Consider the following 14,310-nt stretch of genomic DNA (forward strand, 5'->3'; position numbering starts at 1 on the left):
TCCGCGAAGGGACCGCCCATGCGCCGCCTGCTTCTGACGAGCCTCGCCTTCCTTGCCCTCGGCAGCGCCGCCGAGGCACAGCAGCGCACCCGCCTGACGGTCTACACCGCGCTGGAGAATGAGCAGCTCGCCCCCTTCAAGGCCGCGGCCGAACGCGCGGTGCCGGGCATCGAGATCGCCTGGGTGCGCGACAGCACGGGCATCATCACCGCCCGCCTGATCGCGGAGCGCGCCAACCCGCGCGCCGACGTGATCTGGGGGCTTTCGGTGTTCAGCCTGCTGGCGCTGGAAGGCCAGGACATGCTGGAGCCCTACACGCCCCCCGGCGCGGCCGCCCTTCGCCCCAATTTCCGCAGCAACCGCGAGCCGATGACCTGGACGGGCATGGACGCCTTCGTCTCGGCCATCTGCTTCAACCGCGTGGTGGCCGCGCAGCGCGGCCTGCCCCGGCCCACCAGCTGGGCGGACCTGTTGCAGCCGGCCTTCCGCAACCAGGTGGCGATGCCCAACCCGGCCTCCTCCGGCACGGGCTTCCTGACCATGGCGGGCTGGATCAGCAGCCAGGGCGAGGCGCCCGCCTGGGACTTCATGACGCGGCTGCACGACAACATCCAGGTCTATACCCACTCCGGCAGCGCGCCCTGCAACAACGCGGCGCGCGGGGAATACGCGGTGGGGCTCAGCTTCGACATGCGCTCGGTGGCGCTGCGCAACCAGGGCGCGCCCATTGACGTGATCGTGCCGACCGATGGCGTGGGCTTCGACCTGGAGGCCACGGCCATCCTGCGCGGCACCCGCAACCTCGACGCCGCCCGCCGCCTGGTGGACTGGACTGTCAGCCGCGAGGCCAACGAACTCTACGGCCGCTTCTACGCGCTGGTCGCCCACCCCGAGGCCGTGACCACCGTGCAGAACTACCCGGCCGATTTCGCCGAGCGCCTGGTCAACCAGGATTTCGCCGCCCTGGCCGGCCGGCGCGACGAGCTGCTGCGCGAATGGGCCCGCCGCTTCGACGGCAAGTCCGCCCCGCGCTGAGGCCCGCCCCTTGGACCTCGCGGCGCGGGCCGTCGCGGCCGGCATCTACCTGACGGTGCAGGAGGTCACGAAGCGCTTCGGCCGCTTCGTGGCGCTGGACCGGGTCTCGCTGGAGGTCCGCGAGGGCGAGTTCGTCTCCTTCCTCGGCCCCTCGGGCTGCGGCAAGACCACGCTGCTGCGCGCCATCGCGGGGCTCGACCCGCCGAGCGAGGGCCGCATCGTGCAGGCCGGGCGCGACATCACCCACCTGCCGCCCGGCGAGCGCGATTTCGGCATCGTCTTCCAATCCTACGCGCTGTTTCCCAACCTCGATATGCGGGCGAACATCGGCTACGGGCTGCGCGGCCCGGCCTGGCCGCGCGCCAAGGCGGCCGCGCGCGTGGAGCAGCTCATCGCCCTGGTGGGGCTGGAGGAGCATGCGCGCAAATACCCTGCGCAGCTTTCGGGCGGGCAGCAGCAGCGCGTGGCCCTGGCGCGCGCGCTGGCCAACCACCCAGGCCTGCTGCTGCTGGACGAGCCGCTCTCCGCGCTGGATGCCACGGTGCGCGCGCGGCTTCGCACCGAGATCCGCGCGCTGCAGAAGGCGCTGGGCGTCACCACCATCATGGTGACGCATGACCAGGAGGAGGCGCTGTCCGTCTCCGACCGCATCGTGGTGATGCGGGAGGGCCGCATCGAGCAGATCGGCACGCCCGAGGAAGTCTATCGCCGCCCCGCCTCGGCCTTCGTGGCCGGCTTCGTGGGCCGCACCGGCAGCTTCCGCGCGGAGGTGGAACACCCGCATGCCGCGACGCCACGGCTGCGGGCGGGGCCCGTCTCGCTGGCCGCCACGGCCGCGGCCTCGCTCTCGCCGGGCGAGGCGGCGCGCGCCTTCATCCGCCCCGAGGATGTGCGGCTCGGTGATGACGCTCTGGGCCATGAGGGCGCCTTCCAGGCCGTGGTCACGGGCGTGGAGTTCCTGGGCGCCGTCTGCCGCGTCCATCTGCTGGCCGAGGGCGTGGCGCTGGAGGCCGAACTGCCCTCCGGCGAGATCGGCAAGCTTGGCCTCGGCCATACCGCGCGGCTGTGGGTGGCGGTGCCGGCCGAGCGCATCATGACCTATCCGGATGCCTGACGGCGGCGCCTTCCGCGCGCGCGCCTCGGACGAGCAGCGGCTGATGACGCTGGCGCTCGGAGGGGCCGCGGCCTTCCTGCTGGTGGGGCTGGTCCTGCCGTTGGCCTGGCTGTTCGCGCGCGCCTTCCAGGATGCCTCGGGCGCCTTCGTCGGGCTCGCCAATTTCGCGGAATATGTGGCAACGCCGAGCCTCGCCATCTCCGCCTGGAACAGCCTCTGGACGGCGGCGCTGACCACGCTGCTGGTGGTGCCGGCGGCCTTCACCTACGCCTATGCGCTGACGCGCTCCCGTATGCCGGGGAAGCCCGTGTTCCCCGCGGTGATGCTGCTGCCGGTGCTGGCGCCCTCGCTGCTGCCGGCGCTGGCGCTGGTCTATCTCTTCGGCAACCAGGGCATGCTGCGCGGGCTGCTGATGGGCGAGAGCCTCTATGGCCCCATCGGCATCATCATGGCGCAGGTCTTCTACTGCTTCCCGCATGCGGCGCTGATCCTCTGCGTGGCGCTGTCGGGCGCGGATGGGCGGCTCTATGAGGCGGCGGCGGCGCTCAAGGCCGGGCGGGGGCGCATCTTCCTGACGGTGACGCTGCCGGGCGCGCGCGGCGGGCTCATCTCGGCCGCCGTGGTGGTCTTCACCCTGGTGGTGACGGATTTCGGCATCCCCAAGGTGATCGGCGGGCAATTCCCCGTGCTGGCGACCGAGGTCTACAAGCAGGTGGTCGGCCAGCAGAATTTCAACATGGGCGCGGTGGTGGGCCTCGTGCTGCTGCTGCCGGCGGTGGGCGCCTTCCTGCTCGACCAATGGGCGCGGCGGCGACAGGGCGGCTTCCTCTCGGGCCGCGCGGTGCCGCTGGAGCCGAAGCCGCGCCCGGCGCGGGACCTGCCGTTGCTGGGCTTCTGCACGCTCGTCGCGGCATTGTTGCTGCTGGTGGTGGGGCTGGCCGTCTGGGGCAGCTTCATCCGCTTCTGGCCCTGGAACCTGTCGCTGACACTCGACAACTACGACTTCAACCGCTTCGACAGCGCGGGCTGGGGCAGCGTCTGGACCTCGGTGCGGATGGCCGCGATGGCGGCGCTGATCGGCACCGCGCTGATCTTCGTGGTGGCCTGGATGGTCGAGCGCGGGCGCGTGGCCGGCCCCCTGCCGCGGCTGGTGGGCTTCGCCACCGCCATTCCGCTGGCGGTGCCGGGGCTGGTACTGGGCCTCGCCTATATCCTCTTCTTCAACGACCCCTGGAACCCGCTGGGTTTCCTCTACGGGACGCTGGCCATCCTGGTGCTGAACTCGCTGGTGCACTTCTACACGGTCTGCCATCTGGCGGCCGTGACCGCGATCCGTCAGCTCGACCCGGAATTCGAGGCGGTCAGCGCCAGCCTGAAAGTGCCGCTCTGGGTCACCTTCTGGCGCGTCACCCTGCCCATCTGTCTGCCGGCCATCCTGGAAATCTTCGTCTATCTCTTCGTGAACGGCATGGCGACGGTCTCGGCCGTGATCTTCCTCTATGGGCCGGACACCAAGCCAGCCTCCGTCGCCGTGGTGCATATGGAGGAAGCCGGCCAGATCAGCGCCGCCGCCGCCATGGCCGTGGCCATCCTGATGGTGAATGTCGCGCTGAAGGCGCTGCACCTGGCCATGGCGGGGCGGGTGGAGCGTTGGACCCAGGCTTGGCGCCTGCGTTAGATCTCCAGCCGGCGGAGATTGCATCGTTGGAAGTCGAACCATGACGGCATGGCCCGCGGGTGGTGTAGCCTCACAGCCAGCACGCAAGGAGGCCTCCATGATGCAGCGTCGAACCTTCCTCTCGAGCGGCAGCGGGCTGCTCGCCGCACCCCTCCTGCTCCGCGCCCCCGCGGCGCGGGCCAACCCGGCCACGCCGCCGGGCTTTCGCGTGACCTATTTCGACGTGTCCTCGCCCCAGGGCCGCGTCGGCTCCCGCGACATCACGGCGGCTGGCGACGGGCGCTTCTGGTTCTGTGGACAGCGCAACGGCACGCTGAACCTGCTGGACCCCGCGACCGGCGCGGTCCATCCGGTGAACCTCGGACCGGGGGCCCGGCCGCACGGGGTGGTGCGCGGGCCGGACGGCGCCGCCTGGGTGACCGAAGGAGGCCAGAACGCCATCGCCCGCGTGGATCCACGCGACCATCGCGTCCAGCTCTGGCGCCTTCCCGAGCGCTTCGCGAATGCCAACCTCAACACCGGCGTGTTCGACGCTCGCGGCACCTACTGGTTTACGGGGCAGAATGGCGTGGTGGGCCGCTTCGACCCGGCCAGCGAACGGATGGAGGTGCGCGAGGCCCCCGGCGGCCGCGGCGCCTATGGCATCACGCTGACGCCGCAGGGCGGCATCTGGTATGTCTCGCTCGCCGGCAGCCACTTGGCGGAGATCCGGGATCTCGATCTCGCCAATATCCGCGTCCTGCAGCCGCCCACGCCCAACCAGGGCGCGCGCCGCGTCTGGTCCGACAGCCAGGGCCGGCTGTGGATCAGCGAATGGAACAGCGGCAACGTCTCCCTGCACGACCCGCGCGACGGCAGCTGGCGCGCCTGGCGCCTGCCCGGTGAACGCCCGCGCGCCTATTCCGTCTATGTGGACCCGACCGACAAGGTCTGGCTGACGGACTTCCCGGCCAACAGCATTGTCCGCTTCGACCCTGAGACCGAGAGCTTCCTGGCCTTCCCCTCCGACCGGGCGGGGGCGAATGTCCGCCAGATGGACGGGGTGGAAGGCGCCGCCTGGGGCGGCGAGAGCGGCACCGACCGGATGGTGCGGATCGAGTACGGGCTGTGATCCGCCTCGCGGCCGGCCTGTGGCTGGTCGCGGCACCCGCCCTGGCCACGGGCGGGGCGGAGGTCTTCGAGGCGCATTGCGCCTCCTGCCACGCCGCCGCCCCCGGCGCGCCGGCCGGCGCGGGGCCGAACCTCGCGGGGCTCAGCGGTCGCGCCGTGGCAGGCGATCCGGCCTTCGACTACTCCCCGGCCTTGCAAGCGGCGCGGGCCGCGGGCGAGGCCTGGGACGCGGCGCGGCTGCGGCGCTTCCTGGACGATCCGGAGGCCATGTATCCCGGCCTCTGGATGGGCGGGACCAGCCTGCGCGGTACGGCGGATGTCGCGGCGGTCGTGGCCTACCTGATGGGCGGGATCGGGAGATAAGGGCGGATCACCTTGCCGATGTGCATCCCGGCCGCGTTCGTCCTGGGCAGGGAGGCTGTTGGGTTTCGCGCGAAGGAGGAGGCCAGGGCGCGCCTCCCTCGGCCCGCGCGCCACGATCTTTTCCTTCGCGGGGCTTTGGCCTGGGGGGTATCCTGCGGCGCGGTCGCGCTCGATGCTCATTGCGCCCCTGCGAGGCGGTGTCCGCTCACGCCCGGTCGCGCCGCCATTCCGCGGCGAGCAGGACCCAGCTCATCATGTTGTTTTCCGTCGGCGGTCATCCGCTCGAGGACCATCTCCTGCCCCCTATGTTTGTCATGGCGGCCCAGCTTCGCGAGCTGGTAGGGTGGGGTATTCGATCATGAACAGGACCGAGCTTCTGGGCGAAGCAGAAAATTCAACCCGCCTCGAAATGAATTGAAATCTACGGGCTCTTTTGGGGGTAATTCGTCGGCCAGAAAGACCCATACGATATTCTTTGCTTTGGCACGGGCCTGCTACGCCCGCACCGATCTTGCCCTGTCTTCTGCCAACCCCGATGCGAAGGCTTGAATGGGCTAGACTATTGCCGATAATGCCTGAAGATTTCATTTCGCGACTTGCTTCAGCGGATTTGGAGGCCAGCTTCGAACCTGGCCGGCCGCATCAGATCCTAAGCCAACAGGAAGACGCGCATGAGTTGGAACCCAGCCCTCGAACCGGGCTGCCCCGATGAGGTCGGGACCGACGCGATCGAGACCCTCATCATCCCCCGGGCCCGGGACCTTGGCGGGTTCGAGGTCCGGCGCGCCCTGCCCGCGCCGAAGCGGCAGATGGTCGGGCCCTTCATCTTCTTCGACCAGGCGGGGCCGGCCGAGCTGCTGACCGGGCAAGGCGTGGACGTGCGGCCGCATCCGCATATCGGCCTCGGCACCGTGACCTACCTGTTCAAGGGCGACTTCCACCACCGCGACAGCACGGGCGCCGACCAGGTCATCCGCCCCGGGGCGCTCAACTGGATGATAGCCGGGCGTGGCGTCACGCATTCGGAACGCACCTCCGCCGCCGCGCGGCGCGGCCCGAACAGCCTCTTCGGCATCCAGACCTGGCTCGCCCTGCCGGAAAGCCACGAGGATGTGGCACCCAGCTTCGAGCATCACGGCCAGGAGACGCTGCCCGTCATCGAGGATCGCGGCGTCTCGGTTCGGCTCATTCTCGGCCAGGCCTATGGCCAGGCGGCACCCGCGACGATGCTCTCCGAGACCTTCTACGCGGATGTGAAGCTCGACCCGGGCAGCCGGCTGCCCCTGCCCGACAACCACGAGGACCGCGGCATCTACATCGTCGAAGGCGCGATCTCGGTGGCCGGGCAGGATTTCGAGGCGGGGCGGATGATGGTCTTCCGCCCCGGCGACCGCATCACGGTCGCGGCCGGGGAACAGGGCGCGCGACTGATGATCCTGGGCGGCGCGACCTTCAGCGGGCCGCGCTACATCTGGTGGAACTTCGTCGCCTCCTCGCGCGAGCGCATCGAGCGCGCCAAGGAGGAATGGCGCGCGGCCAACTGGGGCCAGGGACGCTTCGACCTGCCTGCGGAGGACCGGCAGGAGCACATCCCCTTGCCGGACTGAGGCGCCCGGTGGAGGCTCGGCTGGCGGTGTTCGCCTTCATGGGAGGCTTTCACCATCCAACTAGGCCACACGCGGCCCTGGGCTGTCTTTCACCCATCGAATGCGAAGCCGGAACCAAGGCCAGGGACGAAGATCCGCACCCGATCTCCGTCCACGGAAAGGGGCCACCTCAACTCCGGTTTCACCGCAGCGGCGCAGGCAGGCATGAGCGTCCTGCCTGCCCTGCAGGGGCTTAGCCCGTCAGCGTGAAGCCCTCATACCCCTTCGCTGCCACGTCGGCGCAGATCTTGGCGTAATGCGCCATGCCGCCGGCATAGGGCATGAAGACACGGGGTTTGCCTGGCACGTTGGCGCCCAGATACCAGGAGCTGGACGCCTGTGGCAGCAGCGTGGCCTCGGCGGCGCGGTTCACCTCCGCGACCCACGCATCGGCCGCTTCCTCCGTCGCCTCCATGCGCGCGATGCGCTGGCCGCGGTGATGGGAGATACAATCGGCGATCCATTCGACATGCTGCTCGATCGCCACGGGCATGTTGCACAGGACGGAGGGGCTGCCCGGTCCGGTAATGGTAAACATGTTCGGAAAGCCCGGAACCTGCAGCCCCAGATAGCTGCGCGGCCCTGCGGCCCAGGCCTCGCGCAGCGTCAGGCCGTCGCGCCCTTCGATGTTCAGGCGCAGCAGGGGGCCGGTCATGGCGTCGAAACCGGTGGCGAAGACGATGATGTCGAGCTCGTATTCCGCCGTGGTGGTCGCGAGGCCCGTCGGCGTGATGCGCGCGATGGGGGCGGAACGCACATCCACCAGCGTCACGTTCTCCCGGTTGAAGGTCTCGAAGTAGTGGCTGTCGATCGGAGGGCGCTTGGCGGCATAGGGGTGGTCAATGTCGGCCAGCAGTTCCGCGGTGGCCGGATCCCGCACGATGCTGCGGATCTTGCGCTTGATGAATTCCGCGGCGGTCGCATTGGCGTCGAGGCTGGAGAGCAGGTCCTTGAAGGTCGCGCGGAACTGCAGGCCGCCCTTGGCCCAGGCCTGTTCGAACAGCGCCTCGCGTTCAGCGTCATCGACATCGAGCGCCGATCGCTCGGCGATGGTGAAGGGGTGCCCGTTGGTGGTGCTGCGCATGAGGGCGCGCAATTGCTCGTAATTCGCCTTCACCCACTGCTTGAATTCGGGCGTCAGCGGCGCGTTGTGCGCGGGCACGCTGTAGTTGGCCGTGCGCTGGAACACCGTCAGGTGCTTCGCCTGCGCCGCGATGACGGGGGCCGCCTGGATGCCGGTGGAGCCAGTGCCGATCAGCCCGACGCGCTTGCCCGCGAAATCCACCCCCGATTGCGGCCATTCGCCGGTGTGGTACCAGTCGCCCGCGAAGGTTTCGAGGCCGGGCATCTGCGGCACGTTTGCGGTCGAGAGGCAGCCCACCGCCGTGATCAGGTAGGTGGCCTGGAAGCTTTCCCCACCCTGGGTGCCGACATGCCAGCGATTGGCGGCCGCATCATAGCGCGCGCCGGTGACGCGGGTGCCGAAGCGGATGCTGCGCCGCAGGTCCAGCCGATCCGCCACGAAGTTCATGTAGCGCATGATCTCGGGCTGCTCCGGATAGCGCTCGGACCATTCCCACTCCTGCTGCAACTCGCGCGAGAACATGTAGCAGTAGGAATGGCTCTCGGAATCGCAGCGCGCCCCGGGATAGCGGTTCCAGTACCAGGTGCCGCCCACGCCCTCGCCCGCTTCCAGCACGATGACGTTCATCCCCAGCCGGTCACGCAGGAGGTGCAGCTGGTACATGCCGGAGAAGCCCGCGCCGATGATGACGGCATCGAGGGCCACGGGCGAGGTCATCGTGTCGGGCATGGCGGGCATCTCCTCGAAACGCGGTGGAACCGCATGGTTTTGCCGGGGGCGCCATGCGTCAAGGGCACGATGGCAGGTCAGACCTGGAGGTAGCGCGCCTGCACATCGGGGTCGGCGCGGAACTGCGCCACATCGCCGCTCCAGACGACAGCCCCCTTGTCGATCACCGCGACGCGCGTGGCGACGGCCAGGCAGAAGCGGCTGTTCTGCTCGGCCAGGATGATGGTGGTGCCAAGCTCGCGCAGGCGACGTATCAGGGCGCCGATCTGCTGCACGATCAGCGGCGCCAGACCCTCCGACGGCTCATCCAGCAGGAGCACGGCCGGGTTGCCCATCAGGCTGCGGGCGATGGTGAGCATCTGCTGCTCCCCGCCCGAAAGCCGGCCCGCCATGCGGGTGCGCAGCGGCTGCAGCATCGGGAACATCTCGAAGGCGCGGGCGCGGTTCCATTCGCGGCCGCCCACGCCCTCGCGTTCGGCAATCTCGAGGTTTTCCTCGACGCTGTGCTCGGGGAACACCTGCCGGTCCTCGGGAACATAGGCGATGCCGGCGCGGGCGATGCGGTAGGGCTTCTGGCCCGCCACATCCTGCCCGCGGACCATGACACGCCCGGCGCGCGGCGGCAGCAGGCCGGCGATCGCCTTGAAGGTGGTGCTCTTGCCCGCGCCGTTGCGGCCCATCAGCGCGAGGGTTTCGCCGCGCTCCACCTCCAGCTTCACGCCGAAGAGCACCTGGCTTGCGCCATAGGCGGCATCCAGCCCGTCCACGAGAAGTTCACTCGCTCCCCTGTCGTTCATAGCGCGTGCTCCGCGCCGAGATAGGCTTCCACCACGGCCGGGTTGCGGCGCACCTCCTCCGGCGTTCCTTCCGCCAGGACGGCGCCATAACGCAGCACGCGGACCGATTGCGCGATCTTGAAGACGATATCCATGTCATGCTCGATGAAGATGAGCGTGAGCTTGCGCGCCTCCCAGAGCCGATAGACGCGCTCGATCATCCGCCAGCGTTCATCCGGCCCCATGCCGGCGGTGGGTTCGTCCAGCAGCAGCACCTTGGGGTTCAGCGCCAGCGCCAGCGCGATGTCGAGCAGCTTCTGGTCGCCATGGCTGAGATGCCGCGCCTCGGTGCGGGACAGATGCGTCAGGCCGCAAAGCTCCATCACCTCCTCGGCCTGGCGCTGCACGTCGGGCGGCGGAAAGGTGCTGAACAGCCCGGCGGTGCGCCCGGCATGGGCCATCATCGCAGCCGCCAGGCTGTCCCGGACCGGAAAGCTCGGAAAGAGGTTCGCCACCTGGAAGGCGCGGCCGATGCCGCGCCGGACGATGTCGCGCCGGTCCAGCCCGGTGATCTCGGCGCCGTCCAGCAGCACGCGCCCCGCGGTCACCGGCAGCTTGCCGGTGATGAGGTGGAACAGCGTGGTCTTGCCCGCACCATTGGGGCCGATGATGGCGGAGAGCGTGCCGGGCTCGAAGGCCAGCGTCACGTCATCGGTGGCGACCACGCCGCCGAAGCTCTTGCGCAAGCCCTGCAGTTCCAGGCGCCCGCTCATGGAAGGTTGCCCCGCGCCGGCGGCAGCCCGCCATAGGTGGCCCAGGAGCCCGCGACCAGCCAGCCCGCATCCACCGGCAGGTTGATGCCGGTGATGCAGCGTGCCGCGTCCGAAGCCAGGAAGCAGACGGCCTCCGCGATGTCCTCCGGCGTCACCATGCGGCCCAGTGCGCTGCTGCCCTCCAGCAGGGCCGGGTCGCGCTCACCCGCCGCGATGGCCTGGGCCAGGGCCGGGGTCAGCGTGAAGCCGGGCGAGACGGCGTTCACGCGCACGCCCGACCGGCCCCATTCGGCGGCCAGGCAGCGCGTCATCTCGATCACCGCGGCCTTGGCCGGCGAATAGGCGTGCAGCGGCATGGAGCGCTCGCCCGCGATGGAGGCGATGGTGATGATCGCACCTCCCCCGCGCCGGGCCATGCGCGCACCGAAGGCCACGGCGGAGTTCCAGGTGCCGATCTGGTCGATCCGCACCACCTCCTCCACCTCGGCCTCGGTCAGGGCCTCGGCCCGCAGCGGGCGTTGCAGCACGCCGGCCGAGGTGACGAGGATGTCCACCGGGCCCATGCGCGCCTCGATCTCGGCGGCCGCGTCCTCGTTGTCGGCGCGGCGGCCAACATCCAGCGCCACGGCCGTCCCCCCGACCTCCGCGGCGAGCGTCGCGGCGCGGGCGATGTCACGGTCGGTCACCACCACCTGTGCGCCACGTCCGGCCAGCATGCGGGCGCAGGCGGCGCCGATGCCGCTCGCCCCCCCGGTGATGACGGCGATGCGCCCGGCGAAACTCATGGCTGGCTCCCCTTGCGCGCACGCCAGTGCTCGAACGCGAAATCCAGCAGCCCCTTGCGCAGCCCCAGCACGATGATGAGCAGGATGATGCCGAGGAACAGGCCGTGGTGCTCGGTCACCGCCGTGATCCAGTCATTCAGCATCAGGAAGATCGCGGCGCCGACGAGCGGGCCCAGGAAGACCGACACGCCCCCCAGCATGATCATGAAGATCGCCTCGCCCGACGTGGTCCAGAAGGCGAAGGAGGGGAAGGCGCCGGAGACATAGAGGCTCATCAGCACGCCCGCGAGGCCGGCGAAGCTGCCCGCGATGACAAAGGCCGCCAGGCGGTAGCGGAAGACGGACAGCCCGAGGAAGGCCGCGCGGTCCGGATTGTCGCGCAGCATGCGCAGCGCGGCGCCGAAGGGCGAGCGCAGGATCTGGCGCAGCGCGACCGCCGAGGCCACCAGGCAGAACAGGCTGAACGCGGCCAGATGGTCCTGCCGCGCAAGATCGACGCCCAGGAAGGGCGGCTTGGGAATGCCGCCCATCAGCCCCTGGTCGCCCCCCGTCAGTCCGATCCAGGAGAGGATGAGCGAATGCAGCAGCATCTGGAAGGCAAGGGTGAGGAAGGCGAAGTAGATCTCGGAGAGCCTTACGCAGAGCGCGCCGATGATCAGTGCCAGCAGCGCCGTCATCGCCACGGCGGCCATGATGGCGGCGGGCACGGACCAGGCGCCGGTCTGCATCAGCAGGCCGAAGCTGTACGCTCCCATGCCGAAATAGGCCGCATGCCCGAAGGAGACGAGGCCGGCGCTGCCGATCAGCAGGTTGAGCGAGAGTGCCAGCAGGCCGAAGGTGGCGAAGCGGATGGCGAAGTCCACCAGCCCCGCGGAACGCAGCCCGGTGAATTCCAGCAGGATGAACACGAGCAGGACGGCGAGTGCGATCGCGCTGTCTCGGCCAAAGCCCATCAGCCGCGCCTCCCGCCCAGGCCGCTGGGCCGGAGGATCAGCACGAGGGCCATGATGACGAACATCGCTCCCTCCACGAAGAGCGGGAAGCCAATGGAGCCGAAGGAGCGCGTGAGGCCGAGGATGAGCGAGGCCGCCAGCGCGCCGCCGATCGAGCCCATGCCGCCGATGACGGTGACGATGAAGCTCTCGATCAGGATGGAGACGCCCGCCCCCGGCACGACCGAGCGGATGGGCGCGGAGAGTGCCCCCGCCGCCCCCGCCAACCCCGCGCCGATCGCGAAGACCGCCGCGTAGACCACGGTGGTGTTGATGCCGAGCGCCCCCACCATGCCAGGATTGACCGCCGCCGCACGCACGATGCGGCCAAACCGCGTGCGGCTCATGCCATAGGACAGCGCCACGGCGATCAGCGCGGTGATGCCGAAGAGGATCGCGTAGAAATAGGGCACCACCCCGCCGCCGATGATGAAGGGCGGATGCAGGAAGGCCGGCGGCACGCCCATGTTCCGGAAGTCCGCCCCCCAGATGATCTTTACCACGTCATCCAGGATGAGGATGATGGCGTAGCAGACCAGCAGCTGCATCAGCACGTCCTGGCCATAGATGCGGCTGAGCAGGAAGCGCTCGAAGAACAGGCCGAGCAGGGCGGCACCCAGCGTGCCCGCCAGCACGGCGATGGCGAAGCTCCCCGTCGGGCCATAGGCGGCCAGCGCGAAATAGGCGCCCATCATGTAGAGCGAGCCGTGGGCGAAGTTGACCAGGCCCAGCACGCCGAAGATCAGCGTCAGCCCCGACGCGACCAGGAACAGCAGCATCCCGATCGTGAGCCCCGCCGCCAGCTGCGTGACGACACAGGACATGGAGGAGACGCATTCGGCGAGTTCGGTGAGTTCCATCGGGGGCTTTCGCGCGGAGGGATGCAGGGGTGCGGCCACGCGGCCGCACCCGGTCAGGCGGTGGTACGCTCAGCCCCAGCCCTTGCCGCGCTTCCACTCGGCCTCGAGGCGCCGGATCGTCGCCCAGTCGGCCTTCTGCATGTTCTCCACGAAGGGGTCGGCGCTGATCGTCGTGCCCCAGCCGATGGCATAGTCCACAAGGGTCTGGTCTTCCGCGCGCATGGTGACCGTGCCTTCGGCGCCGAAGGGGCTTTCTATGGTCATCCCCTTCAGCTTGGCCGCGACCTCGCGCGGGTTGGTGCCGCCCACCTGGCGCAGCGCCGTGGTCAGCAGCCGCACGGCGGTGGCCGATTGCCAGGACCAGTTGGTGGGGAAGGTGTTGAAGCGGCGGTTGTATTCCGTGGCGAAGGCGAGGTTGCCCGGCACCGGTGGGAAGTTGCGCAGGTAGCGATTGCCCGAATGCACCCCGCGCGGCAGGTTCCGCACCTGCTGCAGCGTCGTGTAGTCGGCCATGTTCACGGCGAAGAGCTGCGACTGCGCGAAGAGGCCGAAGATCGAGGCCTGTTCGACGAAGGTGACCAGATCACCGGCCCAGAGGCAGGAATAGACCGCCTGCGGGCGCCCCTGGTTGAGGCGGGTGATGTTCTCGGTGTAGTCGGCCTGGAACAGGCGGGGCCAGGTCTCGCCGGTGATCTGGATGTCGGCGTTGAAGCCGCGGGCGAATTCCACGAATTCAGCGGTGGTGTCGCGGCCATAGGCGTAGTCGGGCGAGATGGTCATCCAGCGGCGCAGATTGCGGCTTCGGGCCACGCTGGCGGCGTAGTAGCCGCCGGCGATGGAATCATGGATGCCCTGTCGCGCGACCCGGAAGGCATTCCAGAAGCGCTGGCGTGGATCGGCCGTCAGCGAGGAGGTCTCGGAGTTGATGTGCAGCGTGACGGTGCCCGTCTCGCGCACCACCTCATGAATGGCGAAGCCGCCGGATGAGGGTTCGGCATCGAACAGGAACTCCACGGCGTCGCTGCTGATCATCTCGCGCGCGAGGCGCGCGGCTTCGGCAGGCACACCGCGGCTGTCGCGCACGATGAGTTCGATGGGGCGGCCATCGAGGCCACCGGAAGCGTTGAAGGCATCCACCTCGATCTGCATGGCGTTGCGCGAGGAGATGCCCAGCTGCGCGACGCGACCCGACAGGATGGTCGGCACGCCGATCTTGATGGGCTGGCGGGCCTGCGTGAAGCCGATGTTCGGAAAGCCGGTGATGGCGGCGGCGGTGCCGGCGCCTATGAGGCGGCGCCGATGTAAGCCCGCGGGCTTGCTGGTGGACATGACGAGACCCTCCCCTGGGTTCGCGGCCCTTGGCTG

13 protein-coding genes are annotated in these 14,310 nt (G+C 69.4%); 6 read left to right on the forward strand and 7 right to left on the reverse strand.

What is annotated here, in order from left to right; translation table 11 throughout:
• Positions 1–18 precede the first annotated feature (18 nt).
• From ICW72_RS06365 to ICW72_RS06390, 6 genes are all read left to right on the forward strand, one after another.
• Complete coding sequence (locus ICW72_RS06365; protein WP_191085441.1) at positions 19–1,035, forward strand: putative 2-aminoethylphosphonate ABC transporter substrate-binding protein; 1,017 nt, start codon at positions 19–21, stop codon at positions 1,033–1,035.
• Positions 1,036–1,045: 10 nt separating this feature from the next.
• Positions 1,046–2,149, forward strand: a complete 1,104-nt coding sequence (locus ICW72_RS06370) for a putative 2-aminoethylphosphonate ABC transporter ATP-binding protein (protein ID WP_191085442.1) — start codon at positions 1,046–1,048, stop codon at positions 2,147–2,149.
• Positions 2,142–3,827, forward strand: coding sequence for a putative 2-aminoethylphosphonate ABC transporter permease subunit (locus ICW72_RS06375; protein WP_191085443.1), 1,686 nt, complete (start codon positions 2,142–2,144; stop codon positions 3,825–3,827). Before ICW72_RS06370 ends, ICW72_RS06375 begins: the two co-directional genes overlap by 8 nt.
• 97 nt (positions 3,828–3,924) lie before the next feature.
• Positions 3,925–4,938: a Vgb family protein gene (locus ICW72_RS06380; protein ID WP_223880872.1), complete on the forward strand. Its 1,014-nt coding sequence runs from the start codon at positions 3,925–3,927 to the stop codon at positions 4,936–4,938.
• Positions 4,935–5,300, forward strand: coding sequence for a c-type cytochrome (locus ICW72_RS06385; RefSeq protein ID WP_191085444.1), 366 nt, complete (start codon positions 4,935–4,937; stop codon positions 5,298–5,300). The genes ICW72_RS06380 and ICW72_RS06385 overlap by 4 nt, the downstream gene beginning before the upstream one ends.
• Before the next feature lie 671 nt (positions 5,301–5,971).
• Positions 5,972–6,907: a pirin family protein gene (locus tag ICW72_RS06390; protein WP_191085445.1), complete on the forward strand. Its 936-nt coding sequence runs from the start codon at positions 5,972–5,974 to the stop codon at positions 6,905–6,907.
• 232 nt (positions 6,908–7,139) lie between these two features.
• Here ICW72_RS06390 and ICW72_RS06395 read toward each other — a convergent pair whose 3' ends face one another.
• The 7 genes from ICW72_RS06395 to ICW72_RS06425 form a co-directional block, all read right to left on the reverse strand.
• Positions 7,140–8,759: a flavin-containing monooxygenase gene (locus ICW72_RS06395; RefSeq protein WP_191085446.1), complete on the reverse strand. Its 1,620-nt coding sequence runs from the start codon at positions 8,757–8,759 to the stop codon at positions 7,140–7,142.
• Between the two features lie 77 nt (positions 8,760–8,836).
• Complete coding sequence (locus ICW72_RS06400) at positions 8,837–9,556, reverse strand: ABC transporter ATP-binding protein (RefSeq protein ID WP_191085447.1); 720 nt, start codon at positions 9,554–9,556, stop codon at positions 8,837–8,839.
• Positions 9,553–10,308 carry an ABC transporter ATP-binding protein gene (locus ICW72_RS06405; protein WP_191085448.1) on the reverse strand — a complete coding sequence of 252 codons (756 nt, stop codon included), beginning with the start codon at positions 10,306–10,308 and terminating at the stop codon, positions 9,553–9,555. Before ICW72_RS06405 ends, ICW72_RS06400 begins: the two co-directional genes overlap by 4 nt.
• The gene (locus ICW72_RS06410) at positions 10,305–11,093 is read right to left on the reverse strand and encodes an SDR family NAD(P)-dependent oxidoreductase (protein WP_191085449.1); all 789 of its coding nucleotides are present in this window, start codon (positions 11,091–11,093) and stop codon (positions 10,305–10,307) included. Before ICW72_RS06410 ends, ICW72_RS06405 begins: the two co-directional genes overlap by 4 nt.
• Complete coding sequence (locus tag ICW72_RS06415; protein WP_191085450.1) at positions 11,090–12,046, reverse strand: branched-chain amino acid ABC transporter permease; 957 nt, start codon at positions 12,044–12,046, stop codon at positions 11,090–11,092. The genes ICW72_RS06410 and ICW72_RS06415 overlap by 4 nt, the downstream gene beginning before the upstream one ends.
• On the reverse strand, positions 12,046–12,945 hold the full coding sequence (locus tag ICW72_RS06420; RefSeq protein WP_191085451.1) for a branched-chain amino acid ABC transporter permease: 900 nt from the start codon (positions 12,943–12,945) through the stop codon (positions 12,046–12,048). The genes ICW72_RS06415 and ICW72_RS06420 overlap by 1 nt, the downstream gene beginning before the upstream one ends.
• Positions 12,946–13,014: 69 nt before the next feature.
• Positions 13,015–14,274 (reverse strand): ABC transporter substrate-binding protein, encoded by a 1,260-nt coding sequence (locus ICW72_RS06425; protein WP_191085452.1) that lies wholly within the window; start codon positions 14,272–14,274, stop codon positions 13,015–13,017.
• Positions 14,275–14,310 lie beyond the last annotated feature (36 nt).

It is taken from the genome of Roseococcus microcysteis (assembly GCF_014764365.1).
Lineage (GTDB): Bacteria > Pseudomonadota > Alphaproteobacteria > Acetobacterales > Acetobacteraceae > Roseococcus > Roseococcus microcysteis.